This is a genomic window from Micromonospora lupini, from assembly GCF_026342015.1.
Classification (GTDB): domain Bacteria; phylum Actinomycetota; class Actinomycetes; order Mycobacteriales; family Micromonosporaceae; genus Micromonospora; species Micromonospora lupini_B.
On sequence record NZ_JAPENL010000001.1, the window covers coordinates 2721887 to 2745041 of the forward strand.

At 70.3% G+C, this 23155-nt stretch carries 40 protein-coding genes and 2 pseudogenes; 41 read left to right on the top strand and 1 reads right to left on the bottom strand.

Features of this window, described 5'->3' with window-relative positions:
• Positions 1-39 precede the first annotated feature (39 nt).
• Genes OOJ91_RS11975 through OOJ91_RS12060 form a run of 18 tightly spaced genes read left to right on the top strand, consistent with a single transcriptional unit; the run spans position 40 to position 10906 of the window.
• The gene (locus OOJ91_RS11975) at positions 40-1269 is read left to right on the top strand and encodes a hypothetical protein (protein WP_266244674.1); all 1230 of its coding nucleotides are present in this window, start codon (positions 40-42) and stop codon (positions 1267-1269) included.
• The gene (locus OOJ91_RS11980; protein ID WP_266244675.1) at positions 1266-1757 is read left to right on the top strand and encodes a hypothetical protein; all 492 of its coding nucleotides are present in this window, start codon (positions 1266-1268) and stop codon (positions 1755-1757) included. Before OOJ91_RS11975 ends, OOJ91_RS11980 begins: the two co-directional genes overlap by 4 nt.
• A complete protein-coding gene (locus OOJ91_RS11985; protein ID WP_266244676.1) occupies positions 1754-2317 on the top strand; it encodes an HNH endonuclease in 564 nt (187 codons plus the stop codon). Before OOJ91_RS11980 ends, OOJ91_RS11985 begins: the two co-directional genes overlap by 4 nt.
• Positions 2314-2826, top strand: coding sequence for a hypothetical protein (locus OOJ91_RS11990; protein WP_266244677.1), 513 nt, complete (start codon positions 2314-2316; stop codon positions 2824-2826). Before OOJ91_RS11985 ends, OOJ91_RS11990 begins: the two co-directional genes overlap by 4 nt.
• 12 nt (positions 2827-2838) lie before the next feature.
• On the top strand, positions 2839-3960 hold the full coding sequence (locus OOJ91_RS11995) for a hypothetical protein (protein WP_266244678.1): 1122 nt from the start codon (positions 2839-2841) through the stop codon (positions 3958-3960).
• Positions 3953-4423 (top strand): hypothetical protein, encoded by a 471-nt coding sequence (locus OOJ91_RS12000; protein ID WP_266244679.1) that lies wholly within the window; start codon positions 3953-3955, stop codon positions 4421-4423. The genes OOJ91_RS11995 and OOJ91_RS12000 overlap by 8 nt, the downstream gene beginning before the upstream one ends.
• Complete coding sequence (locus OOJ91_RS12005) at positions 4423-4596, top strand: hypothetical protein (protein WP_266244680.1); 174 nt, start codon at positions 4423-4425, stop codon at positions 4594-4596. Before OOJ91_RS12000 ends, OOJ91_RS12005 begins: the two co-directional genes overlap by 1 nt.
• Complete coding sequence (locus tag OOJ91_RS12010; protein WP_266244681.1) at positions 4587-5168, top strand: hypothetical protein; 582 nt, start codon at positions 4587-4589, stop codon at positions 5166-5168. The genes OOJ91_RS12005 and OOJ91_RS12010 overlap by 10 nt, the downstream gene beginning before the upstream one ends.
• On the top strand, positions 5161-5811 hold the full coding sequence (locus OOJ91_RS12015) for a J domain-containing protein (protein WP_266244682.1): 651 nt from the start codon (positions 5161-5163) through the stop codon (positions 5809-5811). Before OOJ91_RS12010 ends, OOJ91_RS12015 begins: the two co-directional genes overlap by 8 nt.
• Positions 5804-6829: a DUF5131 family protein gene (locus tag OOJ91_RS12020; protein WP_266244683.1), complete on the top strand. Its 1026-nt coding sequence runs from the start codon at positions 5804-5806 to the stop codon at positions 6827-6829. Before OOJ91_RS12015 ends, OOJ91_RS12020 begins: the two co-directional genes overlap by 8 nt.
• The gene (locus OOJ91_RS12025; protein ID WP_266244684.1) at positions 6826-7341 is read left to right on the top strand and encodes a DUF4326 domain-containing protein; all 516 of its coding nucleotides are present in this window, start codon (positions 6826-6828) and stop codon (positions 7339-7341) included. The genes OOJ91_RS12020 and OOJ91_RS12025 overlap by 4 nt, the downstream gene beginning before the upstream one ends.
• On the top strand, positions 7338-7631 hold the full coding sequence (locus OOJ91_RS12030; RefSeq protein WP_266244685.1) for a WhiB family transcriptional regulator: 294 nt from the start codon (positions 7338-7340) through the stop codon (positions 7629-7631). Before OOJ91_RS12025 ends, OOJ91_RS12030 begins: the two co-directional genes overlap by 4 nt.
• A gap of 34 nt (positions 7632-7665) precedes the next feature.
• Complete coding sequence (locus OOJ91_RS12035) at positions 7666-8178, top strand: single-stranded DNA-binding protein (protein WP_266244686.1); 513 nt, start codon at positions 7666-7668, stop codon at positions 8176-8178.
• Entirely contained in the window at positions 8178-8378 is a 201-nt protein-coding gene (locus OOJ91_RS12040; RefSeq protein ID WP_266244687.1) for a hypothetical protein, read from the top strand. The genes OOJ91_RS12035 and OOJ91_RS12040 overlap by 1 nt, the downstream gene beginning before the upstream one ends.
• 14 nt (positions 8379-8392) lie before the next feature.
• On the top strand, positions 8393-9070 hold the full coding sequence (locus tag OOJ91_RS12045; protein ID WP_266244688.1) for a hypothetical protein: 678 nt from the start codon (positions 8393-8395) through the stop codon (positions 9068-9070).
• Between the two features lie 39 nt (positions 9071-9109).
• Positions 9110-9772 (top strand): hypothetical protein, encoded by a 663-nt coding sequence (locus OOJ91_RS12050; RefSeq protein WP_266244689.1) that lies wholly within the window; start codon positions 9110-9112, stop codon positions 9770-9772.
• A gap of 1 nt (position 9773) precedes the next feature.
• Positions 9774-10052, top strand: coding sequence for a hypothetical protein (locus OOJ91_RS12055; RefSeq protein WP_266244690.1), 279 nt, complete (start codon positions 9774-9776; stop codon positions 10050-10052).
• Positions 10052-10906, top strand: coding sequence for an SPFH domain-containing protein (locus OOJ91_RS12060; protein ID WP_266244691.1), 855 nt, complete (start codon positions 10052-10054; stop codon positions 10904-10906). Before OOJ91_RS12055 ends, OOJ91_RS12060 begins: the two co-directional genes overlap by 1 nt.
• 300 nt (positions 10907-11206) lie before the next feature.
• Here OOJ91_RS12060 and OOJ91_RS12065 read toward each other — a convergent pair whose 3' ends face one another.
• Positions 11207-11395 carry a hypothetical protein gene (locus OOJ91_RS12065; protein WP_266244692.1) on the bottom strand — a complete coding sequence of 63 codons (189 nt, stop codon included), beginning with the start codon at positions 11393-11395 and terminating at the stop codon, positions 11207-11209.
• A gap of 294 nt (positions 11396-11689) precedes the next feature.
• Here OOJ91_RS12065 and OOJ91_RS12070 point away from each other — a divergent pair, with 294 nt between their 5' ends.
• From OOJ91_RS12070 to OOJ91_RS12175, 23 genes and pseudogenes are all read left to right on the top strand, one after another.
• Complete coding sequence (locus OOJ91_RS12070; protein ID WP_266244693.1) at positions 11690-12973, top strand: hypothetical protein; 1284 nt, start codon at positions 11690-11692, stop codon at positions 12971-12973.
• Positions 12973-13326 (top strand): annotated as a pseudogene (locus OOJ91_RS34575) (DnaB-like helicase N-terminal domain-containing protein); the annotation flags it as partial. The gene OOJ91_RS12070 and the pseudogene OOJ91_RS34575, both read left to right, overlap by 1 nt.
• A gap of 87 nt (positions 13327-13413) precedes the next feature.
• Positions 13414-14352, top strand: a complete 939-nt coding sequence (locus tag OOJ91_RS12075; protein WP_439117063.1) for a replicative DNA helicase — start codon at positions 13414-13416, stop codon at positions 14350-14352.
• A 14-nt stretch (positions 14353-14366) separates the two neighbouring features.
• Positions 14367-15128 (top strand): DnaB-like helicase C-terminal domain-containing protein, encoded by a 762-nt coding sequence (locus tag OOJ91_RS12080; protein WP_266244695.1) that lies wholly within the window; start codon positions 14367-14369, stop codon positions 15126-15128.
• Entirely contained in the window at positions 15128-15493 is a 366-nt protein-coding gene (locus OOJ91_RS12085; RefSeq protein WP_266244696.1) for a hypothetical protein, read from the top strand. The genes OOJ91_RS12080 and OOJ91_RS12085 overlap by 1 nt, the downstream gene beginning before the upstream one ends.
• A complete protein-coding gene (locus OOJ91_RS12090; RefSeq protein WP_266244697.1) occupies positions 15490-15720 on the top strand; it encodes a hypothetical protein in 231 nt (76 codons plus the stop codon). Before OOJ91_RS12085 ends, OOJ91_RS12090 begins: the two co-directional genes overlap by 4 nt.
• A complete protein-coding gene (locus OOJ91_RS12095; protein ID WP_266244698.1) occupies positions 15717-16595 on the top strand; it encodes a hypothetical protein in 879 nt (292 codons plus the stop codon). Before OOJ91_RS12090 ends, OOJ91_RS12095 begins: the two co-directional genes overlap by 4 nt.
• Positions 16595-16789, top strand: a complete 195-nt coding sequence (locus OOJ91_RS12100) for a hypothetical protein (protein WP_266244699.1) — start codon at positions 16595-16597, stop codon at positions 16787-16789. Before OOJ91_RS12095 ends, OOJ91_RS12100 begins: the two co-directional genes overlap by 1 nt.
• Positions 16786-17052: a hypothetical protein gene (locus OOJ91_RS12105; protein ID WP_266244700.1), complete on the top strand. Its 267-nt coding sequence runs from the start codon at positions 16786-16788 to the stop codon at positions 17050-17052. Before OOJ91_RS12100 ends, OOJ91_RS12105 begins: the two co-directional genes overlap by 4 nt.
• Before the next feature lie 5 nt (positions 17053-17057).
• Positions 17058-17234: pseudogene (locus OOJ91_RS12110) on the top strand (BldC family transcriptional regulator); the annotation flags it as partial.
• Between the two features lie 29 nt (positions 17235-17263).
• Positions 17264-17689: a hypothetical protein gene (locus OOJ91_RS12115; RefSeq protein ID WP_266244702.1), complete on the top strand. Its 426-nt coding sequence runs from the start codon at positions 17264-17266 to the stop codon at positions 17687-17689.
• The gene (locus OOJ91_RS12120) at positions 17686-17940 is read left to right on the top strand and encodes a hypothetical protein (RefSeq protein ID WP_266244703.1); all 255 of its coding nucleotides are present in this window, start codon (positions 17686-17688) and stop codon (positions 17938-17940) included. The genes OOJ91_RS12115 and OOJ91_RS12120 overlap by 4 nt, the downstream gene beginning before the upstream one ends.
• Entirely contained in the window at positions 17937-18743 is an 807-nt protein-coding gene (locus OOJ91_RS12125) for a hypothetical protein (RefSeq protein WP_266244704.1), read from the top strand. The genes OOJ91_RS12120 and OOJ91_RS12125 overlap by 4 nt, the downstream gene beginning before the upstream one ends.
• 307 nt (positions 18744-19050) lie before the next feature.
• Positions 19051-19251 (top strand): hypothetical protein, encoded by a 201-nt coding sequence (locus OOJ91_RS12130; RefSeq protein ID WP_266244705.1) that lies wholly within the window; start codon positions 19051-19053, stop codon positions 19249-19251.
• The gene (locus OOJ91_RS12135) at positions 19248-19490 is read left to right on the top strand and encodes a helix-turn-helix domain-containing protein (RefSeq protein WP_266244706.1); all 243 of its coding nucleotides are present in this window, start codon (positions 19248-19250) and stop codon (positions 19488-19490) included. The genes OOJ91_RS12130 and OOJ91_RS12135 overlap by 4 nt, the downstream gene beginning before the upstream one ends.
• A complete protein-coding gene (locus OOJ91_RS12140) occupies positions 19487-19774 on the top strand; it encodes a hypothetical protein (protein ID WP_266244707.1) in 288 nt (95 codons plus the stop codon). Before OOJ91_RS12135 ends, OOJ91_RS12140 begins: the two co-directional genes overlap by 4 nt.
• Positions 19774-20148 carry a hypothetical protein gene (locus OOJ91_RS12145; RefSeq protein ID WP_266244708.1) on the top strand — a complete coding sequence of 125 codons (375 nt, stop codon included), beginning with the start codon at positions 19774-19776 and terminating at the stop codon, positions 20146-20148. Before OOJ91_RS12140 ends, OOJ91_RS12145 begins: the two co-directional genes overlap by 1 nt.
• Before the next feature lie 328 nt (positions 20149-20476).
• Positions 20477-21400, top strand: a complete 924-nt coding sequence (locus OOJ91_RS12150) for a hypothetical protein (protein ID WP_266244709.1) — start codon at positions 20477-20479, stop codon at positions 21398-21400.
• Positions 21397-21645: a hypothetical protein gene (locus OOJ91_RS12155; protein ID WP_266244710.1), complete on the top strand. Its 249-nt coding sequence runs from the start codon at positions 21397-21399 to the stop codon at positions 21643-21645. The genes OOJ91_RS12150 and OOJ91_RS12155 overlap by 4 nt, the downstream gene beginning before the upstream one ends.
• A 1-nt stretch (position 21646) precedes the next feature.
• Positions 21647-22018: a DUF6221 family protein gene (locus tag OOJ91_RS12160; RefSeq protein ID WP_266244711.1), complete on the top strand. Its 372-nt coding sequence runs from the start codon at positions 21647-21649 to the stop codon at positions 22016-22018.
• Entirely contained in the window at positions 22015-22329 is a 315-nt protein-coding gene (locus OOJ91_RS12165) for a hypothetical protein (RefSeq protein WP_266244712.1), read from the top strand. Before OOJ91_RS12160 ends, OOJ91_RS12165 begins: the two co-directional genes overlap by 4 nt.
• A 27-nt stretch (positions 22330-22356) precedes the next feature.
• Entirely contained in the window at positions 22357-22677 is a 321-nt protein-coding gene (locus tag OOJ91_RS12170; RefSeq protein ID WP_266244713.1) for a hypothetical protein, read from the top strand.
• Between the two features lie 19 nt (positions 22678-22696).
• Positions 22697-23101: a hypothetical protein gene (locus tag OOJ91_RS12175; protein WP_266244714.1), complete on the top strand. Its 405-nt coding sequence runs from the start codon at positions 22697-22699 to the stop codon at positions 23099-23101.
• Positions 23102-23155: the final 54 nt, after the last annotated feature.

Below are 23155 nucleotides of genomic sequence, written 5' to 3' on the forward strand. Positions count from 1 at the left end.
TCACCAGCCGCAGCGCAACCGTAAGGAGCACCACCAACCATGACGCTGATTACCCGCGATCCCACCTGCGAGGTGCCGCCGCCCGTCGTCTTGCTGGAAGGCGAGACGGGGTCGGGCCGGAGCTGGACCGCCGTCGAGTTGTCGAAGTCGGACAAGGTCGGCCGGATGTACTGGATGGAGCTGGGCGACGAGACGACCGCCGACCAATACGGGGCGATCCCCGGTGCGCGGTACAAGATCGTGGTCCCGGACAACCAGGCGAAGGTGTGGGACTACGCCGCCCTGTACCGGGCCGCGTGCGCCTTCCGCGACGAGGCCGCACGTGCCTTCGAGGCCGGCGAGAAGCCGCCCGTCTTGGTCGTCGACCAGCAGGGTGCGGTGTGGGACCTGCTCAGCGAGTGGGCCGACAACCGTGCCCGCAGCACCAAGGCCAACCGGGCGAAGCTGGCCGAGAACCCCAACGCCGAAATCGACATCACCTCCAACTTCTGGAACGACGCCACCGCCCGGTGGAAGAAGCTGATGACGGTGCTCCTCACCACCAAGGGCGTCGTGATCCTGCTGTCCCGGGGTGAAGAGGTCACTGCGTTCGAGAACGGCAAGCCGGTCACGAACAAGACGACGTGGAAGGTCGCGGGCCAGAAGTCCTTCACGTCGTCGATGCCGATCTGGGTGCGGATGACCCGCGACGGCAACCCGAAGCTCATCAAGCTGCGGACGGTGGTCAACGGTGTTCGGCCCGGCATCGACCCGGAGCGCGGATTTCCTGGGTTCACCCTGGAAAAGCTGATCTTCGAGCGGTACGGGTGGAACCCGAAGGCCGGCACCGCCCGGGAGATGGTACCGATGGTCGCCGGCAGCGACGCCCCGTTGTCGGAGATGGCGGCCGTGATCGAACTGGCCGTCGAGTCCGCCGAGAACCTTGGGCAGCTCAAGCAGGCGTACGACAAGATCGAGCCCGCCCTTAAGGACGGGAAGATCACCGAGGCCGAGCAAAAGCACCTGTTCGGGCTGATCAACCGGCGTAAGCCGCAGATGCCCGACGCACCCGCAGCCCCGGCCAACGGTCGGCCCGCTCAGGCCGCGCAGGCAGCGGAACAGCCCCGACGGGAGCGCGTGCCCTCGCCGGTGGAGACGGCGACCGACCACGGCCGGTTGGCCGCCGACCAACTGTCCGCGCGGGAGGCCGACGACGACCCGCACGGGCACGCGTACCCGACCCCGCAGGGTGAGCAGACCGTCGCCGAGTTGGCCGGAGCGACGGCGTGAACCGCGCCGACATGATCCGCGCCGTCGCCCTCCACGAGGCCGCCGCGAAGGTGCTCCGCGCCCGGCTCGCCTCCGCCGCCGAAGCTGACTTCCGCGATCAGGGCATCGTCCCGTCGTGGAAGCAACCCGGCATCACCCTCGCCGGGTCCACCACCCAACCGTCAGTCACGGTCACGGACGAGGCCGTGTTCCTCGCCTACGTCGAGCAGCGGTTCCCCAGCGAGGTCGAGACGATCCGCCGCCCCCGCCCGGCCTGGTGCAAGAGCTTCCTCGAAGGCGTAGCCGACCGGGGCAGCCCGGCGTGCGATGCGCAGGGCGAGGAGATCCCCGGCTTGGAGTGGCGGGCCGGTGGCGCGTGGAACGGCTTCTCGATCCGCATCACCTCCGAGGCGAAAGCGGCCATCGCCGCCGAAGCAGCCGAGTTCGTGGCACTCGCCGTTGATAGGCCGCGCCCGGAGCCGGCCGCCGAGGAGGCGCAGGCGGCATGAAGCGGTCCGGCCCCATCACCCGCTCGGCACCCCTGAACCAGGTGTCGAAGAAGAAGCTCGCAGCCCTCGCCGCTGCTGGCGAGCGACTGCCGTTCTCGACTCTGGTCAACCGGCCCGCACCGTCTGGGACCAGCGGTGATCGGGACCGGAAGCCGGCCGCGCGGTTCGCGAAGCCGGCCGACACCGACCCGACCATCGAGACGGTGCAGGTCGTCGCCGAGCGGGACCAGGGCCGGTGCGTGCGCTGCGGCAAGCACCTAAGCGGGGAGCGGGGCCTGGACTGGTCGGTGCAACACCGGCGGGCACGGGGCAGCGGCGGCACGAGCCGCCCCGACACCAACGAGCCGCAGAACCTGATCCTGCTGTGCGGGTCGGCCACCTCCCCCGGCGGCTGTCACCTGGCCGTGGAGTCGAGCAAGCGGGCTGCCCGGCCCCACGGGTGGGCGATCTGGCTCCCCGAGGACCCGGCGCGGGTGCCAGTCGATCACTACCTGCATGGGCGGGTGTGGCTCGACGCTGACGGCGGCTGGACCGACCAGGAGCCGGCGGAGGCGTCGTGATCGGCGGCACGTGGCGGCTCCTCGTGACCGGCTCCCGGGAGTGGGACAACACGGTCTGGTTCCGGCAGGAGATGGACCGCGTCGAGCAGACCGCGGTGGCGGCGGGGGCGTCACGGCTGATCGTGGTGCACGGGGCCTGCTACCCGTCGCCGCACCGCCCGTCCGGTCACCGGCCACACAAGTCGGCGGACTGGTTGGCCCACCTGTGGGTGACCCTCCTGCCCCACCCGATCGAGGTGGGCGAGGAACCACACCCGGCGGACTGGGCGGCCTCGTGCCGGCCTACCTGCCGCCACGGTGAGCGCCGGCAGCGGCCACGGCAACGCGGCTCGATCTGCCCGACCGCCGGCAACTACCGCAACCAACACATGGTCGACCGAGGCGCAGACCACGCGCTCGCGTTCTGGCGCGGCCGGTCCCCCGGCACCCGCGACTGCCTCGGCCGCCTCGCCGCCGCCGGCATCCCCACAGACCTGTTTCACACCCCCGCACCCGCCCGCACGGCCTGAAGGAGAACCCGCATGAGCCACTTCACCGTCCTGGTCTGCCTTCCGGCCACCACGGACCCGACCACCATCGAGCAGACGATCGGCGAGCGGCTGGCCCGCTGGGACGAGAACCGCGACGTCGAGCCCTACCGCGACTTCGAGGACGGCACCGCCGAGGAGTTCTGGTGGGTGTCGTCGGTCCGACGGGGTGCCGAGCATCACCGCAACGGCACCGGCATCCTCCCGCACTACCCGGACGACCCCCACGGGATCAAGCACGCGGGCCGGTGCTCCCGGCAGACGGAGGACGAGCAGCGCGCCGAGTTGGCCGACGACGCCATCTGGGCGGACAAGCTGGGCGAGCACCCCACCTGGGAGACGGTGGCCAAGCTCTACAACGAGAAGTACCACCCGACGAACGCTCTGGCCGTGGCCGGTGACACCAGCGACAGTGAGCGGCTGCTGTACGACGCGGAGTCGGACCGCGCCTACACGATCTCGACCCGCAACCCGGAGGGCTTGTGGGACTGGTGGGCGCTCGGTGGCCGGTGGCACCGCACGATGATCGGCGTTCAGGGCGCGGACCGTAGCGTCCTCGTCTTCGGTCGGGCCGGGTTGTTCGGCGACCGGGGCAACCCGGAACGGGCCGACAACGGGGGCCTCTACTGCGACGGCGGACCCCGATTCGTCCTCGACTTCAAGGCCATGCGGGACAAGGCCGCCGTCGAAGCCAACGCCCGGTACGACCTCTGGGACGCCATCTGCGAGAAGGCCGACCCGGCCAAGCCGTGGTCGCACTTCTCCGGGCTCGCCCAGGTCAAGGAGATCACCTGGGACGAGGCCCGCGCCCAGTACGGGGAGCAGGAGCGCATCCGGCTCACCCACCAGAACGAAGACCTGCGCTGGCTGGACTGCCCGGTCGAGCACTTCATGTCCGGGCGGGAGGAATACGTCGAGGAGGCCCGCCGGGGGGCGGTGCCCGGGTACGCGCTGGTGACGTTGGAGGGTGACTGGCTCGCGCCCGGCCGGATGGGTTGGTTCGGGATGTCCAGCGAGGGCGAGGGTGAGCGGTCGGCGTTCCGGGTCGGTGTGAACCGGTACCTCGACGACATGGACCCGCAGACGTACGTCGTCTTGGTCGACTGCCATGTCTGACGGCATGGACGGCCTTGACCCGCGCACCGTCGCCGCCGACATCATGTGCGGCAACGCCCGGGACATCACCCCCGGCGAGGTGTGGGCGCACATCGGGCAGGCGTACGACACCACCGAGATCGACGCGACGATCGCCGACGACGTCACCGCGCTGATCCGCGCGGCCGGTATCGACCTGATCTGGCCCGACGGCACCAAGAACACCGAGCTGGACGCCTCACGGGTCGAGAACGAGCGGCTGACCGCCGAACTGGTCAAGGCAACCGACGAGGCCAACCGGCTGCGCACCGAGTGGGACCGGCTCGTCAACGAGCGGGCCGCGATGCTTCGCCTGGTCGACGCCGTGAGGGTGTGGCGGCACCAGTTCTCCAAGCCGTCCGGCTTCCCCCGTCAGGCGGCAGTCATCGCCGCCTTCGATGCGCTGCCGGCCGACGCGCTGGCTGGCGAGGCGGTGACCCGCTGATGGCCGACTTCCTGATCGGGCTTGTCATCTCCGCTGTGCTAACCCTGCTGATCAAGGGCGGGTTCGCCCTCGCCCACCAGTCGATCTCCTGGGTGCTGGCCGCGATCATTGCCGTGCTCATCGTGTTCGGCGGCTGGGTCGTGTTCGTGGACACGGACGGGTCGTGCGACTGATGCCGCCGACCACACGCCGCACCCCGGCTGCGCCGAAGGTCCGCATGCCCGCCGCCGCCAAGCCGGACCGCAACCGTGAAGAGGACGAGTTGCTGGGCAAGACGTTTGACCTGGCGCAGCGGATCGGTCTCCTCGCCTACCACCCGTTGCCGGCGCAGATCCGGCCCGGCCGGTACGTCACCGCAGCGCAGGGCAGCGGGGCGAAGGGCTTCGTTGACGCGGTATTCGCCGGGCCCGGCGGTCAGTTGTGGCGCGAGTTCAAAGCCGCCGACGGGATCGTCAGCGTCGAGCAGCAGCGGTGGATGGACATGCTCGCCGCCGGTGGCGCCGACGTCGGCGTGTGGCGACCCGTCGACCTGGTCAGCGGGCGCATCACCGCCGAGTTGAACAGCATCCGCCGGCCCCGCAAGCCGCTCGGTGACGTGGACGCGTTCCGAGCCGCGTTGGAGCAGATCCGCGACGCCAGCCCCGAGGCTGTGGCCTGCTCGACGCTGCTGGCCTCCGTGCAGCAGCTCGCCGCCGACACCCTCCACGGCCGGTACCACGACCTGACGGAGGCCGGCCGTGGCTGACACGCGCTACGACATCCGCCCGCTCGGCGTATGGGATCGGCCCGTCACTGTCAACCGAGCCGCCTCGCACCGCTTCAAGGCCAACTGGTCGGAGACCCTCGACCTCCTAACCCGCGAAGTCGACCTGCTCGGCGCAGCCCTCGTCGTGGTGCAGATCGACGTCACGGACGGGGAGATCCGCCGCGACGGGATGCTTCGCGCCAACGCCCGCGTCGGCTTCCCCGGCGTCAAGGTGTCGTTCGACTCCCGGTACGGGCCACTCACGTACGCGACCGACGCCTACGAGCAGCAGTACGGGTTCGCGTTGCCTGGCTGGCAGGCCAACGTGCGTGCCATCGCGCTCGGACTCGAAGCGTTGAGGGCCGTCGACCGGTACGGGGTGACCCGCAGCGGCGAACAGTACCGCGGTTGGACGGCCATCGCGGCGACGTCGGGCGAGTTCGACATGACCCGGGAACAGGCCGCGACGCTGCTTGCTGCGGAGACGTCGTGGACGGCCGGGGATCTGCTCGCCGACCCGGACAAGGTGGCGGCGGCGTTCCGCATCGCGGCCCGGAAGCACCACCCGGACGTCGGTGGCGACACCGAGCTGTTCCGGCGGCTCGCGGCTGCCCGTGACCTCCTGGCAGGCGACCGTGGCTGAGTTCAGCGGGATCTCCTGGTGTGATCACACATTCAACCCGTGGTGGGGCTGCGCCAAGGTCAGCCCGGCGTGCCGGTTCTGCTACGCCAACACCACTGACACCCGGTGGGGCGGCAAGCACTGGGGCCGCACGGCCCCGCGCCGCATGATGTCCGAGGGGTACTGGGCGAAGCCGAAGCGGTGGAACCGGGAGGCCCTGGCCGCCGGGAAGCCGCTGTTCGTCTTCGCCGCGTCGATGGCTGACGTGTTCGAGGACCACCCGGATGTGCCGGACGCGCGCCGCCGGCTGTGGGACCTCATCGAGCAGACCCCCGCGCTGGTGTGGATGCTGCTGACGAAGCGGCCGGAGAACGTCGCCGCCATGGTGCCTTGGGACAGGGCGTGGCCGTCGAACGTGTGGCTTGGGGTGTCCGCCGAGAACCAGCGGTTCGCCGACCAGCGCATCCCGCTCCTGCTCACCCAGTCGGCCACGCGAAAGTTCGTCAGTGCCGCGCCCCTGCTGGGTCCGGTGAACCTCGACCCCGCGTACTGCGATGCCCACGGTCGGTCCGAGGTCGTGACCGACGAGGGTGGCCAGGAGTGGTGCGGGTACTGCGCCGCCGACGGCTTCACCGGTGAACTGTCGTACGGGCACTGGTTGGACCCGCTGAACGGCGGCATCGACTGGGTCATCACGGAGGGCGAGTCGGGCGCGAAGGCCCGGCCGACGCACCCGGACTGGTTCCGGTCGCTGCGCGACCAGTGCCAGACGGCCGGGGTGTACTTCCACCACAAGCAGAACGGCGAGTGGCACCACCGCTTCCCGGCGGACTGGTCGCCCGCCGACGCGTGGACGAACCCGCAACGGCACCGCTGGGTGGATCCGGTTACCGGCAAGACGAAGCCGTTCGCCGAGTTCACCGGCACCGATGACCGGGCGTGGGCGCACGTCGCCCGGGTGGGGCTGAAGGCCGCCGGCCGGCTGCTCGACGGCGAGCTGCACGACGCCCGCCCGTTCCCGGTCGGAGCGCCAGCGTGAGCCCGAAGCGCATCCGCTGGACCCGGTTCGTCGGTGCGTCCCTGCCCCCGAACACCAGCCTCATCACCCGGTCCACCCGGTACGGCAACCCGTTCCCGGTGTGCGAGCACCGCAGCCAGCAGCAGGCGGTCGACCAGTTCGGCGCCTTCCTGGCGACCCGCGTCGTCGACCCGGCGTGGTTGTGCTGCGACCGCGACATCCTGCGGCGAGCCGAGCGGTACCCGACCGCGCAGCAGATCCGCCGGGATCTGGCCGGCCGGGACCTGGCCTGCGCCTGCCAGCCGGGCACCCCGTGCCACGGCGATCCCCTGCTGGCCCTCGCGAACGGTCCCCCAACGGTCACCGCCAGCCGCCCGGCCCGCCCCCTGATTGACCTCGACCTGGGCCACGCCCACCAGTACGGCTACCGCCAGCCCCGCTACATCCCGACGGACGACGGCGAGGCCCTGCCCGCCGACCAGACCCGCACAGAACAGGAGCCGACATGGGACACGGATCAACCCACGGAATGAGCAGCCAGTCCACGTCCGCCGACAGCGTGCCTCTCGACTGGCGGCACCTGGGCGTCTGCCGCGACGAGGACCCCGAACTGTTCTTCCCCATCGGCACCACCGGCCCGGCTCTGTTGCAGGTCGAGCAGGCCAAGGCGGTCTGCCGCCGCTGCCCCGTCGCCGACCAGTGCCTCTCCTGGGCGATGGAGTCCGGTCAGGAATTCGGGGTGTGGGGCGGCATGTCCGAGGAGGAGCGCCGCGCCGCCCAGCGCCGCGGTGGCCTCCGGATCCTGCGCGCCCACCAGGCGTAACCCAATCACCCCACCAACCAGAGGGAGGTCACCCATGGCGGGAGACACCACCATCACGGTCGTCGGCAACCTGACCGATGACCCCGAACTGCGGTTCACCCCGTCCGGGGCGGCCGTCGCCAAGTTCCGGGTCGCGTCGACGCCCCGGTTCATGGACAAGACGACGAACGAGTGGAAGGAAGGGGAGCCCCTGTTCCTCGCGTGCACGGCCTGGCGCGACATGGCCGAGCACATCGCCGAGTCGTTGCAGCGCGGCGCCCGCGTCATCGTGACGGGCCGGCTGCGGCAGCGCTCGTACGAGACGCGTGAGGGTGAGAAGCGCACCGTCATCGAGCTGGAAGTGGACGAGATCGGTCCGTCGCTGCGGTACGCCACGGCGAAGGTGCAGAAGGCGTCCCGGTCCGGCGGCCCCGGCAGCTCGACCGGGTCCGCGCAGGCGCCGGCAGGCAGCGGCTTCGACGACCCGTGGGCGTCCGGTGCCCCGGCCAGCCCCGCGCACGGCCGCTCCGCCGCCGGCAGCGGCTTCGACGAAGAGCCCCCGTTCTGATGGCCGGCACCTCATCGAGCAGCAGCGCCGGGGGCATCGGCTTCGTCGGCGCACTCACCATCACGTTCATCGTCCTGAAGCTGACCGGCGTCACCGACTGGTCCTGGTGGGTGGTGGTCTCCCCCATCCTGGCCGCCATCGCCGCGGTCGTCCTGATCGTGCTGGCCGTCATCGGCGCCGCGATCCGCAAATCCAAGTAAGGAGTCCCGCTCTCATGACGACCTACATCCCCACTGGCGAGCTGACCGGGCTGCTCGACGACGTGATGGGCTTCGCCTGCCCCGACCCGGAGTTGCCCCGGATCCACGCGGTCCGCCTCGACTTCGACGGAGAAGCCCTGCACGCCTCCGCGACCGACGACATGCACGCCGGCATGTCCACTTGGCACCCGGGCGACCTTCCGGAGAGCGCCACGCAGGAGGGCCTGTTCTCTCGCGTGGGTGGCCGGGACGATCCCTGGTCGATCGTCATCGCCCTCAGCGACGCCGCCGATCTGGCGAAGAAGGTAAAGCTGAAGGAGAAGGATCGGTGGGTTCCGTTGGGCCTGGACTTCATTCAGGGCGTGACGGACGAGCACCGGTTGCGGGTGGCGCGCAACACCGACTGCGGGTACCCGGGCCTCGCTGTGACCGTCCTGGACCGGGACGTGGACATGCCGAACGTCCGACGCGGCCTCGACATCAACGTGATCCCGTTCCCGGTCGCGGAGATGGAGTTCAACCCGCTGCTCCTGGCCCACTTCGGTGCGGTCCGGATGCGCGGCGACTCGATGCGGCTCGTCTACACCGGCCCGGACACCCCGGCGATCGTCACGATCGGCGACCGGTTCATCGGCGGCATCAAGCCGGTCCGCAAGTCCTCGCGCCGACTCAGTTCCGTCGCCGCCGCCTGACCCGCGTCGTCTCCCCAACTCCCGAAAGGAGCACCCCGCATGTCCAAGCCCACCACATACGTCCTGCTCATCGTCGACATGTCCGGCTCAATGAACAAGCTCGCCGACGACGTCCGCGGCGGCTTCAACGCCTACGTCGACGAGCTGCGCGCCGACACCGATCGGGAGTACCGCCTGTCGGTGACCCTCTTCGACACCGAGTTCATTCCGCTGTGCACGGCTCACTCACTCGACGGGGCGCCGGCCATGACGGAGGCCAACTACCGGCCGCGCGGGTCGACCGCGCTGATGGACGCGGTCGGGTTGACCATCGGCCAGTTCGAGTCGGCGGCGGCCCTCGACGAAGACGACCGGGTTTTGGTCGTGGTGCAGACCGACGGCAGGGAGAACAGCTCGCGGGAGTTCACCGCTGCGGACATCACCCATCTGATCAAGACGCGGGAGGCGGGCGGCCGGTGGTCGTTCGTGTTCCTCGGCGCCGGCCCGAACACCTGGCGGCAGGCCGAGGGCATGGGCTTCCAGATCGGTTCGACCGTCGCCCTGGACGCGTCGGAGCAAGCCACGAAGGGCAGCTACTTCGGGCTGGCCACGGCGACGCGCAGCTACTCCCGGGGTGGGTCGGCCGCCGACAGCGCCGCGACGGTCGCTGCTGCCTCAGGCGGTCGAGTTCCCTCCGGCTCCGACAGCGGCGCCGGCTACTGACGTGGCCGTGGTCGTCGCGGCCGTGGTGCTGCTGTCGGTTATGGCCGGGGCGGCCGTCGGGTTCACCGTCGGCGCTAGCACCAACGCCACCCAGTCCCTGCGCGCGCTGGGCTTCACCAAGAACTCGGCGAAGCTCTACGCCCGCGCCATCAAGATCCTCAATCGCATGAGTCGGGTCATCGAACTCGACGGCGACTTCGCAGGCGACGTCCTGTCACCCGAAACCAAGAAGCAGGTCGACGACCTGCTCGATGACTACCGCAAGGAGATCAACCGCTAATGCCATTCCTGTTCTACGTCGCCATCTTCTTCTTCGTGGTCGCGGTACTCGCCGCCCTGGGAGCGGCGGTCGTCAGCGACAAGCGGCGACCGGCCCGAGCCGCTGTCGCGTTCCTCGCCTTCGGGCTGATCCTCTGCCTCCTTGCGTCCATGAACACCGTGCCCGTCAGATACGTCGGCATCGTCACTAGCTTCGGCAAGCCCACCGGCGAGACCACCGGCGCCGGACTTCAGTTCGTCGCGCCGTGGGAGAACGTCGACGACTGGGACGCCTCCCGGCAGGCATACGACCACCGCAGCGAGAAGACCTGCGTGCAGGTCCGCATCGCGAGCCTCGCCAACGCCTGCGTGGAGGCCCTGGTCGAGTGGCACACCAGGCCGGGCCGTGCCCCGGAGCAGTGGGCCAGCTACAAGAAGGAGTTCGAGACGTTCACGGCCCGCCGGGTGGACCCGGCGTTCGCAGAGGCGTTCAACGAGGCGTTCAACCCGCACGACCCCCTGAAGAACATCGACGGCCAGGGCAACCTCAACGTCCCGCTCGGCCCGTACGCCGACACGGTCAAGGCCGGCATCGTCAAGCGCATCGGCGAGGACGTCGAGGTGCTGTCCGTGGTGGTGACCCGGGTCAACTACGACGACAAGACGCAGGGCTACATCGAGGCGTTCCAGCAGGCCGTCCTGAAGACCCGGACGCTCGAAAAGGAGAAGGCCAACGCCCTGATCCAGAAGCAGATCACGGAGACGAACGCCCAGGTCAACGACGTCACCCGCTGCTTGGAGATCGCCGACAGGCACGGCAACGAGCCCGGGTTCTGCCTGGGCGGCGGCAACCCGGTCCAGAGCGGCAAGAAGTAGCCCGCGGCTGGCGCGGCCCGTCGAGAGGGCGGGCCGCGCCGCCGGCCGGATCAACCAGGGGGGGGAGGTGGTGGCGGTGAGCCGTCAGAAGTTCACGGTCGTACCCCGGCCGGTGCCGGGCTTCGTCCGTCAGCCCCCGCCGACCCGGCCGTGCGGCGCCGGTGTGACCGCGTGCGGTGCTGAGCCGGCCCGCCTGTACCCGTGCGGGTGGCGGTGCGACGCCCACTGCCCGGCGGTGTACGCCGCACAGAAGCCCGACACCGGGATGGTGTCGGGCTCAGGTGGTGTGGGGTGAGGCGGCTACAGCTCGGTGGGATTGCCGTCCTTCTTGCGAAGCCGGCGGTACTCGGCGATGGGGATGATCACGGCACCGACCTTGCCGTGCCGGGTCACCGGGAAGTGCTCCTCAAGCGTGCCGTCGATGCCCTGCTTGACGATCTCGCCGATCTCCGTGCGTACGTCCTCGACGGTGAGCTGCCTCAGTTTCACCCCGGCATCGTATCGGTCTTCCTGCGGATCTCCTGCGGTACTCCTGTGCCCCGCGCCTGTCGTCACCGAAACTCCTTAGGTAGTTCTCTGGAAAGTCCTTAGGAAAGAGGTTAAGGTCGGGACGTGTCCAGGTCAACCTGACCAGGCAAAACGGCAGCGCAACACCCCTGCACCACCCCGCGCCACCAGAACGGAGCACCACGTGACCCAGGCCCACTCCACCGGCAACGCCGCGACAATCGCCGCGAGCAGCCGCCGTGGACGCGCCGCCACCCTCGCGGGAGCGCTGGCCTGATGCGGAACTACGCGCAACTGTTCACCGCCATCTGGCGGGACGACGACTTCAAGGCCCTCAACCCGGCCCGGCAGCAGGCGTACTTCCTGCTCGTCACCCAGCCGAACATCTCCGCCGGTGGCGTACTGCCACTGACCGTGCGCCGGTGGGCGAAATTGTCCGAGGGCGACACGACCGCCGACCTCCGGGAGCGCATCGAGCACCTGGACGCGGCGGCGTTCGTCGTGGTGGACGAGGACACCGAGGAGCTGTTGGTCCGGTCGTTCATCCGCCATGACAACGGCTACCGGAACCCGCGCCGTCAGCCGTCGATCCGTGAGGCGGTCCGGGCGGTCGAATCGCCCCGGCTGCGGCAGGTGCTCGCCGAGGAGCTGGCGCGGTTGGGGTGCCCGGCGTCGTGGTTGGAGGGCGACGCAAGCGACGCCCCGCCGGAAGACCCGGCTGATGACCCGTTTCCGCAGGTCAATAGCCATTCCGATAGCCATTCCGATGCCCCGGACGGCACCGGCGGAATGGCTAACGAGTCAGCACCGGCGCGTACCGCAACCCCCAACCCACAACCCACAACCCACAACCCGGCCGACGCCGCGCCGGCCTCACCACCGGCCGCCGAGCCGACAACCATCACCCCGGGGTGGCTCACCACCCACATCAAGCCGACCGCACGCCCCGGAGACACCGGCACGCAGGCCGGCCTGTTCTCCACCCGCACGGTCAAACTCACCGAGCGGCAGCAGATCATCTACGACTGGTCGCGCGCCGACTACCCCGAGACGACCGAGGATGACGCCCGCGCCGTCGAAAGGCTGGTCCGCCTCGACTACCCGGGCAAGCCCGTCGGCTACATCCGGGCGATCGCCGGCCCCGAGGGGTCCGGCTTCGGTGCCTGGTACGAGCGGATGCGCAAGGAGCGCGGGGAGGCCACCGAACGGGCCATCCGCGAGATGGAGAAGACCGAACCGGCCTGCGAGCACGGCACCCTCGCCGGCCGCGCCCTCCACCCGACGCACCACACGCTGATCTGCCCGCAATGCCGCAGCGGTGCGCCAGCCCGCGTCAACGACGCGACCACCCACCCGGACGTGATCGCCGCCCTCGCCGCCTACCAGGCCGCTAGCCACGGGCTGCCCCTGCCAACCACCACGCTGATCGCCCTCACCCAGCAGGCCGAAGCCTTGCGCCGGGCAGGGGTTCCCGCCGAACAGCTGACCGCCCTCGCCCGTGCCGCGGCTGCCGCCGGTACAGGGCTGCTCACCGCTGCCCGGAAGGACTCCGCCGCATGATGACCGCCACCGACCCCCGTGCCCAGCAGACGGGCCAGTTCGACAACGTCCCGTCGTTCGACGTCGCCGCAGAGCAGATCCTGATCGGTTGTCTCCTGATGGCCGGGGACCTCGACAAGGCCGACGAGGTGATGGCCGACGTGGAAGATCTCGACCGGGAGGTGTTCTACCGGCCGGTCCACGGGGAGCTGTTCGACGCCATCCAGGACGCCTACCACCTCGGGAAGCCGATCGGCGCGGCGTCGATCGCGGCGATCCTCCTCGACGCCGATGCGGCAAACTTCAAGCGCCTTGGCGGGGCCCCGTACCTGCACACCTGCCTTGCCGCCGCCACCACCCTGTCGCAGGTCCCTCACTACCGGGACCGGCTGTTGGAGTGCGCCGGGCGGCGCGACGCGCAGGAGGGCGGCGTCAAGCTGGTGCAGGCCGCCACTTCCGGCATGAGCACCGACAAGTTGGCGCAGATCGCCGCCGGGTTGGCGGAGAAGGTGACCGCCCGCAGGCGGGGTCCAGAGAAGGATCTGGTCGACCTGGGGTCGCTGATCAACCCGGCGCTCGACGACATCGGTACCCGCCGCAACAAGCCGAAGGGCATCACCACCGGCTACGCCGACCTGGACAAGCTGCTTGGCGGGTTGCGCCGCAAAGAGTTGATCATCTTTGCGGGGGCGACAGCGATGGGTAAAAGCATCGCCCTGGTCGACATCGCCCGGCACGTCTCGATCCGCCTTGGCCTCACGGTCGCCCTGTTCTCGTTGGAGATGGACCGAGGCATGATCTTCGACCGGATCCTCTCGGCCGAGTCGGGTGTCCCCCACACGCTGATCCGTGACGGCCTGCCCAATAACGCTCCCGAGTGGGATCGGATCATGGCGCACATCGGGCCAATGGCCCACGCCCCGCTGTACGTGTCCGACCGGGCCCCGATGCGGGTCGCCGACATCGACGCCTGCTGCCGCCGGTTGCAGCGAAGCCCCGCCGGCCTCGACCTGGTGATCATCGACCACATGCACCTGCAGTCGCCGAGCAGCGACCGCATCACCGACCCCACCGCAAAGATCGCCGACATCTCCACCGGCAACAAGCGCCTCGCGATGGGCCTGGACGTGCCGGTCCTCGTCGCAGCGCAGTTCAACCGCGCCCCCGGCGCGCGAATGGACAAGACACCGCAGCTCTCGGACCTGCGCGGGGCCTCGAACATCGAACAGGACGCCGACAAGATCGTGCTCCTTCACCGGCCCGACTACTACGACCGAGACACCCCCCGGCGGGGTGAGGTCGACCTGATCGGGGCCAAGAACCGGCTCGGCGAAACCGCCACCGTCACCGTCGCCGCCCAACTTCACCTGTCCCGCTTCCGCGACATGGCCCACGCCTGAAAGGCGGCAAACCCATGACCAACACCGACCCAATCACCACCGGCCTGCCGTCCCTGGACCGGCTCCTCGACGGCGGTCTGCGGCCCGGCACCCTCACCGTCATCGCCGGCCAGTCCCAATCCGGCATGACCACGATGCTCGACACGATCGTCTGCGCTGCGGCGTTCCACGCGAACGAGCCCACGGTCCTCGTCGACCTAGAAACGGAGCCGGCGGCCCGGGGCGCTCGCCTGTGGTCGGCCCTGTCCGGGGTGCCGCTGTCCCGGGTGCTGCACGGCGGCCTGACCGACGCCGAAGTCACCGACCTCGCCCGGGTCGCGGACCTAACCGGGGCAGCGACGTTCTGGCTGTCCGAGGACCGCACCATCCCGGACCTCGACGCAGCCGTCCTCGGCGTCCACAGCAGCACCTCCGGAGCCCGCCTCCTCGCCATCGACGCAATGCGGATGCTGTCCTGCGAGTCGCCAGGTGCCGCCGCAGCCGCACTCGCCGACCTGGCCGTCCGCCGCGACGTGGCCGTTGCCGCCACCACGCCCCTGCTGTGGAACGCCGTTGGCCCCCTGCCGGCCGTCGACCATTTGCCGTCGGGGGTCGTCGAGGCCGCCGACGTGGTGATCCTTCTGCGTCGCCCCGACCTCGATGGCACCACCGACCGGGTGGGGGAAGTCGAGGTGACCGTGGCGAAGCACCGCGCCGGCCCGACGGGCAGCGTGGTCGTCGCCGCCCGCTTCGACCGTGCCCAGCTCTGCGAACTCGTCACGGACCCGGTGTCCTGATGCGCGCCTGCGACGTCTGGCTGCGCCGGGACTTCCTCACCCGCCTGGTGGCCGATCAGGGCGGCGAGTGGCTGTCCCCGACCACGTCCCGGACCTCTGGCGGGCTTGTCGAGCTGCCGGCCCCGTGTGACCACCCGGCCGAGGACTGCCCGCCCCACCCAGCCGCCAGCGAGCCGGTTTGCTGCGGGGAACCGATGGTGCACAACTCGTGGACCGGCGAGTACGAGTGCGCCGCCGCCTACTTCGCGCTCGTCGATGGCGGGGTCCTCGGGGACACCGGGCTCCGCCTCGACATGACCGACCTCGACGCGGACCAGCGGGCGCTGGTCGAGCACTGGCAGTCCCGACGGGTGGTGCCGGCGTGACCCGCGCCGCCCGGCTGGCCGCCGGCCTGCTCGTCGCCTCGGTGGCGTGGCTGCTGCTCGTCGCCTTCTTCGCCGACCCCGCAGGCTCTGCGCTCGCCGGCGTGGCCGGGCTGTGGCTGGGCCGACCTGTCACCGGCGCCGCGTTCGCACGCCTGCGCCGAACAAACACCGTCCCGAGGGTCACCCACCCGACCACACCATCACGCACCGCCGGAGACACCCCATGACCACCGAACCCACTAAGCGCGTCCTCAGCCTCGGCGCGGGCGTCCAATCCACCGTCCTCGCCCTCATGACCGCCGACGGCACCCTGCCCCGCATCGACGCGGCGATCTTCGCCGACACCGGGTGGGAACCGAAGGCCGTCTACGACCACCTCGCCCGGCTGAAGACAGTCCTCGACGACGCCGGCATTCCGCTGGTCAAGGTCGGGACACGCAACCTCCGTGACGACACCGTCAACGGCCCATACCTGCGACTGCCCGTCTTCGTCGAAGGCGGGGACGGCAGGGCGTCGATGCTGCGGCGGCAGTGCACCGAGCGGTACAAGATGGAGCCGATCCGCCGGCACATCAAGCTGCTGCTCGGCGCAAAGCAGTCCCGGTCCGGATCGATCCTGCACCCGCCGGCCGGCGCGGTCGCTGAGCAGTGGATCGGGTTCTCCGTCGACGAGATCGGTCGGGTCAACGACTCGAACACCCCGGCCTACCTGCGGAACGCCTACCCGCTGCTCGACCTGCACATGAGTCGGTCGAACTGCATCGCCTGGTTGGAACGGCGCGGCTGGGGCTCTACCCCGAAGTCGGCGTGTATCTCGTGCCCGTTCCACGGCAACCGGATGTGGCGGGAGCTGCGGGACAAGCAGCCTGACGAGTGGGCGCAGGCCGTCGCGGACGACGAGGCGATGCGGGCGGTCAGCTACAAGGGGCTGAAGGGGGTTCCGTTCCTGCACCGGTCGCTGTTGCCGCTCGCTCAGGCACCGATCGACCGCGTGCAGCGTAAGGACGCCGCTGCCGACGCCGGGGACCTGTTCGACTTCATGGAGGAAGGCGAGCCGGACGGCTGCTCGCCTTACGGGTGCCGGTCCGGGTCGGCCGCCTGATGGCCGTCCTCGTGGTCGTCGACCTGTGCTGCGACAGGTGCAAGACCAGTTTCGCGGCGCGGCCCGAGGCGCGTCGTGACGCCGGCACCATCCGGGCCGCCGCTCAGGCCGCCGGCTGGCAGGTCGTCGGTGAACCCGGCTCCCGTACGGACCGCTGCCCTGCCGATCGCACGATTCGACGGGTCGCCGCGTGATCGCCATCCGCCCGGGTGACCAGGTCACCGCCACCGTCGAGGACACGGCCGGAGTCGTGGCCGCCGCGACGCTGAGCGTCCACCGGGTCGACCGCCTCGAATGCGGCTGCCTGCGCCTGGTCGTCGACCGGCCCGGCCCGACACCGAAGCCGCGCGGGGTCCACCTGTTGACCGGCTGCTTCCACGGCCACGCCAACGCCGTGCACCACCACGAAGCCGTACCGTGCCGGCTTCCCCTGACCACACGATCCGCGAAGGAGTGATCCACATGCCGACCAACCAGCCGCCCACCGATCCCCTGATGACACCGGGTGAGGTCGCCCACCTGTTCCGGGTGGATGCGAAGACCGTCACCCGGTGGGCAAAGACCGGGAAGTTGCCGGGCATCAAGACGTTGGGCGGGCACCGCCGGTTCTACGCGTCGACGGTGCGCACCCTGCTGAAGCCAGCAGCGGACCCGCAGGAGCCGGCGGCATGAGTTACCTGAACCCGCACACCACCGGCAGCACCGACGCCAGCGAGGCGGTCAACGCCTGGCACAACCGTCCGCCCGTGGCCGATCAGGACGTGGAGCGCACGGATCGCACCGGAGGGGTCCTGTACGAGGTCGCCCGCGAGCGGTCCCGCCAGGACGCGCGTTGGGGCGAGCAGAACCACCCCGACAGCAACCCGGAGGACCACTACACCGGCCGGGCCGAGTTCGCCGAGAACGCCGAACGGTGGAAGCTGATCAACGCCGAGCGCGCGGGACGTGGTGCTATCGCGTGGGATGGCGTGCTGCTGGAAGAGGTGTTCGAGGCGCTGGCCGAGGACGACCCGGTGAAGCTGCGCGCCGAGCTGGTGCAGGTGGCCGCGGTCGCTGTGGCGCAGATCGAGGCGATCGACCGGCGGCAGCCGTGACCGACTCGACTCCCGCCGGCCCGGCGCCGGTCACCCCCAGCACCCCGATCTTCGACGCGGATACCTGCGAGGAAATCTTCCTTGCCGCCCTCGACGCCGGGGACTTCCAGGGAGTGGTGGCGGCCCTGACCGTGATGGCGCCGCAGGACCCGCACCGCGCCGAGATGCTGCTCAACACGCTGCGCGTCGGGTTGGCGATCGCCGACGAGCGGCAGCGGGCAACGGCCGGCACGGAAGGCGCGCCGACATGACCAACCAGCAGACCAAGGTTCACGCCGACCTCGAAACGACCGCCGTGCACTCGCAGCGCCGTGCGTGGGAGGCCGGTGCGATCGTCAGCCGGCCAGGCCAGGAGGACACCGAACACCACTGGATCGTCGACGTCCGAGACCTGGACTTGCACAACGCCGACCCGGTATCGCTAGATATCGGCGGGTTCTGGCAGCGGCACCCGCAGGCGTCGCTGGTCGACGGGGAGCACGGGGGCCCGATCCGGCTGCGCGTCGGGGAGTGGGCACCCCACCCCGACGTCGTCCGGGAGAGCGTGATGCTGCGCGGCGTCGCCGACCTGGTCCGCGACAAGGCGGTCATCTGCGGGTCGAACCCGGCGTTCGACCAGTACACCCTGGAGCCCCGGATGCTGGTCCACGGCATCGCCCCGGGCTGGTACTACCACCCGTGCGATGTGCCGGAGCGGGCGAAGGGCTGGCTAGCCGCGCAGGGCCTGCCGGCGCCGGACCGCACGGACGATGTGGTCCGGGCGTGCGGCTTGGACCCGGCCTGGTACGCGCGGCACACCGCCGTTGGGGACTGCCGCCTGTTCCGGGACCTGTACCGCATCGTGACCCGGCCGCCGAAGCGCCCGCCGGGTGGCTTCTGGCCCGTGGGCGGCCGGCCCGCGCGGCGGCGGCGGACCTGCGCGGGCTGCGGCGACGACATCTGGCCCAACGAGCTGGTCTACCCGGCCGACGCCAGCGGCGACACCTCGGACACGGCGGGTGTGCAGTGCGCGGTGTGCGAGTCGCAGTCCATCCAGGCGGGGATGGGCCTGTGACCGAGTCAACCCCTGCGGCTGCGGCGCCCGTGCAGTTCGGGCGCACCGTGGCGTTCGAAGTCGTCACCGTCGCCGGCCGCTGGGGCTACATCGTGCAGGGCGTCCGCGAAGGCGGCCTTCTCCCCCGGCGGAACGTGTCGCAGCACTGGTGGCGGTGGACCGCTGAGCGGGCCGCCCGGCGCCTTGCCGCCCGAGAGGCAGCGCCGACCCGGGTCACGCTGCTCCGGGTGCCCGTCCCCGGCGACGGGACAGGCCCCATGAGCGGGAGCCGCACGTACCAACCAACCACACCACAAGGAGATCGATCATGAAAGCTGCACGGTTGAACACCGCGCCACCACCACGCTGCCGCCTCGACCTGCTGTGCGACCGCACCACCGACGACCTCGCCATCCGGCCCGTCCGGCTCCACACCGGCGCCGTCGCGCCCACCCTGTGCTGCGAGGCGTGCGCGAACCACATCAACCAGCCGGCCGACGTCGGCCACGACGCGTCGGTCCCAGCGTGACCGCCACCCTGACCGGGCCGAGCGGCGACCTGTCGTCCTACAGCGAGCTCGGCGACGTCCTCGCCGCTCTGCCCGTGCTGCTGCGGGGCGAGCGGCGCCGCCGGCAGCTCTCCATCCGGGCGGCGGCCGACGAGCTGGGCTGCTCGGCGTCGACGATCAGCCGGATCGAGGCCGGACACGACTGCGTGCTGTCCATCACGATCGCCGTCCTCCGCTGGATCGACCGCGACCGCAAATGACCACGCCGCTCTTGCCGGCCGGGCCGCTGCGGCGCTGCCGCTGCTGCCACCGTCCGGTGCCGAGCGGCCCCATGTACGACGGCTACGGCGAGAAGTGCGCCGAGAAGCGCGGCCTGATTCCCCGGTCGATCCGGCTGCGGCGTCCGAAGACGACCACGGACGGGGGGCCGGGGCTGCTCGGCTTCCTGCCTGGTGCCGTTGCACCCGAGGAAGGGGATCCCGACGACGAGCCCGAGCCGACCCTCGCGCAAACTTGTACCGAAAGTGACGAACAGGACACTTAATGATCTCCAATCCCGGGTCGACACCCGCCACCGTCAACACACTGTCACCGGCCCTGCTGGAACCGACCCGGCGTGGCCCGGACTGGGTGCTCTACGGCGAACGCCTGGCCGACGGCCAGGCAGCCGTCTTCGCCAGCACGGAACTCACCGGAGCCGAGCTGCGCTACGAACGCGACATGCTCTTCCCCGTCGACTCCCTCTACGCCCCCGAGCGGGACAAAACCCGGATCTACCTGACCGTTCAGATGAAGGCGTACGTCATGGTCGTCGCCGACACCTACCAGCAGGCGATGCGCTCCCTGTTCGACGAGTGGTCGCCCGACGGGGATCAACTGGCACTCCCTGCGGCTCCGGATGGGGGGCCGGCCCGGTGAGCCTCCTCGACACGATCGACCGGGCTATCGACGGCGTCTGCCCGTGCGGCGCCCAACCCCGGCCCGGGTCCGCCTACTGCGGCCAGGACTGCGAACCGACGCACATCAGCGACGACACCGACACCAACGGCCCCGGCCGCGTCAGCCTCCGGCACGGGATCGCCACCCCGGCCCGCTGGCGGCCTGGACTCGCCACCACCGAAGAGAACGACTTCGGGTATGAGCCCGTGCGGACGGACACCCACTACGACGGCCCGTACTTCGCCTGGCTACTGCGCCCCGTGACGCCGACGGCCTGCACCTTCGCTTGGACGACGGCGACCGGTGGGTGGGCCACACGATCGACCGGTTCGACAGCGACTTCACCCCGGCCACGATCGCCCGGATGAAGCGGGTGTGGCGGAAGTTGGAGAAGCAACTGAGCGACCCGGGCGACGTGGCTGCGGAACCGGCTCCGCCGGACCTGCGGCCTGCTCTGCTGCGTGACGTGCCCGTCGAGGTGCAGGACGGCTGGGAGTGGTGGTGCGGCACCTGCCGCCGTCCGTTGCCGACCGCCCGGTGGCACGGCCTTTTCTCGTACCACCTGCTCGACGACTACAGCCTCTTTCACCGCGTCATCCGCAGGCCCGACAACTGCTCGGCGGCACGACTGCTGCGGGAGGTCCGCGAGCGGTCCACCAACCGAGCCCGCGAGCAGGAAGACGCAAGGACCCGCCTCGGGATCCCGAACTGGGAGCGCCACTGCCGCAACTGCGGCCGGCACGGGGAGCCGCAGCACGGGCTACGCATAGCCGACGGGTCCGCCGAGTTCCGCGCGACGGCCGGCGAGGTGGTCGTTGCGGTGGAGCTGTGCCAGGTGTGCCCGCACTGCCAAGCCACCTACCCGGGGCCAGTCCTGCTGGCGACGACCGAGCACCGCCCGGCCGAAGGGGAGTGGCACTACCGGTTGCGCACCTACGTCGGTGACCGTAAGTACGGCCACCAGACGGTAGTGCTGGAGTCCCGACTGACCGCCGTCCGCAACCCGGCCGAGTACGTGCGCAGGAAATGGGACCGGATGGAGTCCCAGTTGCTGCGTCGGATCGCCGACGACGAAGCTGGCCGGCGAGAGCCCGACCTGATCGACTCGGCGCGCTACGCCTTCGCCACGGTCGGGCAGGTGTTCGTCGCGCCGACCGACTCGGACCTCACCGACCCGAGCGCGTGGCGGTACGTGGGCACGACCACGGCCGACGGGATCACGACGCCGTGAAGATCGAGGCCCGTAGGGAGCGGAACGACACCCAGTCCGGTGGCGACGTGGTCATCCGGACCGGCCGCCGGTGGCTGCGGCTTGCGGCCTACTACGGCACTCCGCCTGGCTCGCACATCGGCTTCTGGCGTACCCGGGGCGGCTTCTCGGGTGGCATACACGGCTGGAACCTGCGAGTCGGCAAGCGGTACATCGGCCCCTGCCTGACGGCGTTCGTGCACACCCGGCCGCGAAGGGCCAGGTAGGATGGCTGATCCGGCCCTGGCGACCTGGTTGAGCGCCCAACTCGACATGAACCAGGAGAGCACCCGCACTCGGCTCTACTGGGCGCAGCAGACGATCCTGACCCTGCGAGACCCGAAGCTGCTCGGGAAGTACATTCCCGGCTGGCACGACTGGCCGCAGGTCGAGGCTATGTGCCAGCAGCGCCTGGCCGAGCTGGACGCGGCGCGGCAGATCATCTCCCTTCATGCACCGCACAGCTCGGGCGCTTGCCCGACCTGTTGGCGTATCACTGCCCGGTCGGCCACCCGCGAGGACTACCCCTGCCCGACGCTGTGCCGGCTGGCTTCGCCATACGCGGCCCGGCCCGGCTACCGCGAGGAGTGGCGGCCATGATCGGAATTCTGTGCCTGGGTGGACCGCTGCACGGCCAGCGGATCGCCCCGCGGCAGTGGCCGCCACCACCTGAGGTCATCGCCGCTGCGCCGCGGTGGATGCAGGTCAACATGATCGACCTCGACCAGCCACCCGCACCGGACGAGCCGCCGGACCAGGTGCCGTACCGGTTGCAGCAGCGGCACGTCGGCTGCCGTGACCCGGAGTGGTTGTACGTCGCCCCCCGACTACGTCCTCCGCCCTTTCACGCCGCCGATCGTCGGTCCGGCCCTCGCCGCCATCTACGAGGCGCACGGTCTACGCCGCGATGAGCACTTCATCGTCGAGTGGGACCAGCCATGACCGACTTCCGCACACCCTGGGCGCACCCGCTCGACGCCCTGGGGGGCATCCCGATCGTCGTCGACGCGGAGGTGCCGCCCGGTACTGGCGTGTTCGACCTCGACCCGGCCGAGCCCCGACACATCGTCCGCGTCCGCTCTGCCGCCACAACGGCCGCCGAGGTCCGATTCACGGCCGACCAGCACAACCAGATACGCGACCACTACCAGGCGATGGACGAGCGTGCGGGACGGCTGCTCGCCCAGTGGCGGGCCTTGGAGCGGTTCGCCGCCGCCGCAGTCCCAGAGCCGCCCCGCCCGCCGTTTCTCGGCATCTGACCGAAGGAGATCACCAGCCATGGCGGTACGCCTCAAGATCGAACTTCCAGACGGTCGCAGCGCCGAGTTCGAGGAAGACCTGCTGGTCTACAGCTTCGGCACGTACCGGTACGACGCCCGCGCGCAACTCGACCGCCAGTACGAGGCCGCGAAGCGGTGGCTCGACGACCAAGACCTCAACACCCCGAGGACAGTGACCATGAAGACGATCGAGATCAAAGGCGTGTGGCTGATCAAGGCCACCGAACACAACGGCAACGGCTTGCAGGTGCTGGTCGAGCTGACCGACGGCACGGTCCGTACCGTAATCAGCGAGGTCGCGGACGATGGACCGATCAGCCACTACGTGCACCCGGCAGGCATCCTCAACGCCCCGGTACACGACCTGACCTACGCCGAGGGCCGGCAGCCGGCCGGCCAGTAGAAGTCAGCGGCGGCCGGACCCGCCAGGTCCGACCGCCGCCACGATGATCCCCCC